The 3,494-nt window shown below is 39.2% G+C and carries 7 protein-coding genes; 3 read left to right on the top strand and 4 right to left on the bottom strand.

Annotated elements, in window-relative coordinates; genetic code table 11:
• On the top strand, nucleotides 1-78 hold a 78-nt coding region (locus V7L95_RS06895; RefSeq protein ID WP_340969002.1), incomplete at its 5' end, for a DUF2716 domain-containing protein.
• A gap of 87 nt (nucleotides 79-165) precedes the next feature.
• On the opposite strand, the gene V7L95_RS06900 is transcribed toward V7L95_RS06895, so the two are convergent.
• From V7L95_RS06900 to V7L95_RS06910, 3 genes are all read right to left on the bottom strand, one after another.
• Nucleotides 166-669, bottom strand: a complete 504-nt coding sequence (locus V7L95_RS06900) for an LURP-one-related family protein (RefSeq protein ID WP_017359960.1) — start codon at nucleotides 667-669, stop codon at nucleotides 166-168.
• 106 nt (nucleotides 670-775) lie between these two features.
• Entirely contained in the window at nucleotides 776-1,117 is a 342-nt protein-coding gene (locus V7L95_RS06905; RefSeq protein WP_008347446.1) for a darcynin family protein, read from the bottom strand.
• 71 nt (nucleotides 1,118-1,188) lie between these two features.
• The gene (locus V7L95_RS06910; RefSeq protein ID WP_017359961.1) at nucleotides 1,189-1,779 is read right to left on the bottom strand and encodes a Crp/Fnr family transcriptional regulator; all 591 of its coding nucleotides are present in this window, start codon (nucleotides 1,777-1,779) and stop codon (nucleotides 1,189-1,191) included.
• Nucleotides 1,780-1,879: 100 nt separating this feature from the next.
• Here V7L95_RS06910 and V7L95_RS06915 point away from each other — a divergent pair, with 100 nt between their 5' ends.
• Complete coding sequence (locus V7L95_RS06915; protein ID WP_017359962.1) at nucleotides 1,880-2,128, top strand: hypothetical protein; 249 nt, start codon at nucleotides 1,880-1,882, stop codon at nucleotides 2,126-2,128.
• Nucleotides 2,129-2,142: 14 nt separating this feature from the next.
• On the top strand, nucleotides 2,143-2,385 hold the full coding sequence (locus V7L95_RS06920) for a hypothetical protein (RefSeq protein WP_017359963.1): 243 nt from the start codon (nucleotides 2,143-2,145) through the stop codon (nucleotides 2,383-2,385).
• 69 nt (nucleotides 2,386-2,454) lie between these two features.
• Here V7L95_RS06920 and V7L95_RS06925 read toward each other — a convergent pair whose 3' ends face one another.
• The gene (locus V7L95_RS06925; protein ID WP_340968619.1) at nucleotides 2,455-3,303 is read right to left on the bottom strand and encodes an MBL fold metallo-hydrolase; all 849 of its coding nucleotides are present in this window, start codon (nucleotides 3,301-3,303) and stop codon (nucleotides 2,455-2,457) included.
• Between the last annotated feature and the right edge of the window lie 191 nt (nucleotides 3,304-3,494).

Below are 3,494 nucleotides of genomic sequence, written 5' to 3' on the forward strand. Positions count from 1 at the left end.
TTTTTATCAAAAGAGATGACCTGGGGTTTACTAGGACATCCTTGGGAGCAAAGCATCACGATTTTCGGTGAGGGCTAAGAATTAGCAATTAAAACTCAATTTACAAAAACACCTCGAAAAGCTTTAAGCTCTTTGAGGTGTTTTATGGATGACTATATTCTTTTTCTAGTTAGTCGTCGTCGACGAAGACCTAGACGCCGCTTCATCCGCTTTCACACAATCAATCGCAACAACCAATGCAATCATCACAGGCTCCATCTCTTCTTTCAAAATATCCACCTTGTAGCTATCCCCCCAAGTAAACCATTCCTTCTTTACCTGGCCGATCACTTCGCCGCTTTGCAGCACTTGGAAATTCATATCCCACCAGTTCCCTTGTACTTCGATTCCAGCAGCATCAATTGAATATTTGGCTTTGAAGAACGTAAACTCTTTTTTGATCGTCAATACCTCTTGCCCACCGACTTCTACTAAAAACTTTGGTAAAAAGCTAAACATTTTCTTCGTAATTACAGCGATGATGTCTCGTTCTGTATTCAAAATGGTGAACGTCTTTGGCACCTTCATAAAGCTGCCTTCGACCACATATACATCATTCTCCTGTTGATCTTTTACGGTAAACCTACCGCTCAGACTAAATACTTTCTGTTTCATATAAAGTTGTTTCATATGTACCTCCGATTAAGTTCAAAAATTTATCCGAATCTTACCTTACCCCTGATTATACCAAAAAATAGAATGTGCAAAAAACCACCTGATAGTAGGTGGTTTTCGATTACTGATCCATTTTCAGAGATTCTTTTTCATATGTTTGAAAAGCATCTTCCATTCCCATGATGACCTCTTTAATTTTGACATAACCACTTGTGTAAGGAATAGAATCTCTAATCTCTTCCCACATAAAATGATAGAACTTCAGGTCATCCGTTTCACACATCACAAAATCTGTGTAATCCTTACCTGGAAGAGCTTCAGCATCAAAAAAGCGCACCGTCACATGTTCCTCATATTTCTGCATCAATTCTTGCAGCGAAGCCGCATGGGTTCTGCGCTCCTCTCGTGGTAAAGCAAGCCAAGATGGATAGAACTCTAATAAAACAACCATCATATATTTCATCATCAAGCCCCTCGATTCTTCTATGATGTGATGATTGTACGCCAGATCTAGAGAATGTGCATTAACATAGGTTAATGTTCAGCAGGATGCAGCAGCCTGCTCAGCGAAACTGGAGAAATACCGATATATGAGGCAATATGATATTGAGCGATACGTTGATGTAACCCGGGATATTTCAATAAAAACGCCTGATATCGCTCAATGGCTGGCAAATAGAGCAGTTCCCTCTCACGCTCTTCCTTTCTCGTATACAGCCTTTCTACACTCACCCGAACAAACCGCTCCCACATATGACTGCTGTCCATCAATATTTGAAGTAGATCATACGGAATTTCAATCACGATAGAATCCTCCATCGCTTCAATCGAATAAGGAGAAGGCTGCCCGTTGATCATACTTGCATAAGAAGTAGCAAAATCATCTTCCAACGTAAAAGCCACGTTGTACTCCCTTCCATCCGGTAACAAATAGAAGAGACGGAAGAGACCTGTTATGCAGAAGTAGGCATGCTTCACTGGATCGCCAGCCTTGATCATGCATGTACCTGCTTTTAATTGTTTAATCGTTGTTCCATCTTTGAAGACTTGCCAATGATTTTGTTCAATTGGATATTTCGATATTTTGGTTTTGAACGTGTCGTATGGGTTAGTTATTTTGTCCATCTGTAAGTAACCTCTCTATTAATAGAAGAATTGATAAAAAATGGTGTCAGAAAATACTCAGGTTATAATGGAAATATAAGCGAAGATGAGGGGAGAAACAATGAAAAAAATCACTTTTTTTGACTGGACCATCCATTTACAAGCGGACTTAACAGCGATTACAGATCATTATGAAAAGAAAATGGTCATTTTAGAATCATCAATTGAATTAAACGGTGTGATCTGGATGGATGACAACAACGAGCTACAAATCAAACCTACTTGGGATTGTGTCATTTCAATTGATCCAACCAACAAATCTCTGACAATCCGGCAAACAAAAGAAGTATTCGGAGATGTGTACGAATGAAAATAGGAGGAACTATGAAGAAAACCGCTTTTTATGATTGGACGATTCACTATCCTGAACATTTAACAGCAGTCAAAGATGATACAGAAAAGAAAATGGTTTTTCTAGAACAAACGGTTGAATTTAAAGGAATGATCCGTATTGATGAGAATGATGAACTGCAAATAAAGCCCACTTGGGATTGTGTCATTATTATTAATGCAAAACAGATGTCTGTCACAGTTCGTGATGCAGAAGACTTTGTAGGTTTACCATAGAAATAAAAAAGTCTCGTTTGAGGATAATCACTCAAATGAGACTTTTTCTGTTTTAGTCACCATAATTATTTAATAACCATTTACAAAATAAGCGATCGTCTCTAACTCATCTTCTTTTAGCTCTCTGTTCACATGTGTTTGATATTCACTCTTGATTCTCTCCTGATCTCCACCATAAAGACCAGTGTATTTCGCAATCGTTCGAAGCTTGTCTGTTTCCTGACGAAACTCCTCTTTTGTCCATGGTCTTTGGTGTGAAGGAATATACGTCTCCGCATCAAATGCATCTAACTCATCTAAAAGACGCAAAATTTCTTTCACCGTATTATGTACTTTTTCTGCATACATTTTCGGATAAATGCAATCAGCAAGAAAAAGAATTTTTTCCTCTTTCACATACACGATCACTGAATCTGCGGCATGATCGCCTCCAACATGCTGCACAACACAAGTCACCCCGCCAAGATCAATCTCCATCCGACGATCAAACATCACATCCGGTAAAACGACCTGAATTTCTCGATGATTCTTATATTCTTCTTTGATGGCCTTCGCGCAAAACTCAATCTCCGTTCCTTCCCTCACCCGCTCATCAATCGCCTCATCTGACCAAGAAAACGGAAGAAGCTTCTCCATTTCCTTTCTGGTTTTTGCAGAAGCAATTGAAACCGCATGGGGCAGCGCAGGCAGACCAAAAATATGATCCCAATGCCAATGCGTGAGGACCACCATATCCGGCGTGGCGTTCTCTTGTTTTAAGGTCTTTTGGATAAAATAGTTCGCATGATCTTCTGAATTACCGGCATCGATCATTAATGTTTTGTTATTGCCTACGACCATGCCTAGGATGGGGCGGTCGGTGAGTGATACTGGTGTGATGTAGGAGAAGGTTTTGCCTATTTTTTTGATTGTGTGCATGGTGTGTTTCCTACCTTATGATTTCTCTTTGGATTTTTTACCCTAACTTAATTCCAGAGAGTAATTTTTTAATTTTAATTATGTTTCACTTTAAAATTTACAAGTTATGTAATAGACGTTCCGTATATCCCAGTAGATCCAGTTGACTTGGGGAGGAATTATCAAACGGATGTGATTCGAATCAATAGCCA

It is taken from the genome of Bacillus sp. PPSBB_11, from assembly GCF_038023285.1.
Taxonomy (GTDB): Bacteria; Bacillota; Bacilli; order Bacillales; family Bacillaceae; genus Bacillus; species Bacillus altitudinis.

Coding starts and splice junctions, on each gene's coding strand:
- V7L95_RS06900 (WP_017359960.1), bottom strand. CDS start 669: ATGAAACAACTTTATATGAAACAGAAAGTATTTAGTCTGAGCGGTAGG.
- V7L95_RS06905 (WP_008347446.1), bottom strand. CDS start 1,117: ATGAAATATATGATGGTTGTTTTATTAGAGTTCTATCCATCTTGGCTT.
- V7L95_RS06910 (WP_017359961.1), bottom strand. CDS start 1,779: ATGGACAAAATAACTAACCCATACGACACGTTCAAAACCAAAATATCG.
- V7L95_RS06915 (WP_017359962.1), top strand. CDS start 1,880: ATGAAAAAAATCACTTTTTTTGACTGGACCATCCATTTACAAGCGGAC.
- V7L95_RS06920 (WP_017359963.1), top strand. CDS start 2,143: ATGAAGAAAACCGCTTTTTATGATTGGACGATTCACTATCCTGAACAT.
- V7L95_RS06925 (WP_340968619.1), bottom strand. CDS start 3,303: ATGCACACAATCAAAAAAATAGGCAAAACCTTCTCCTACATCACACCA.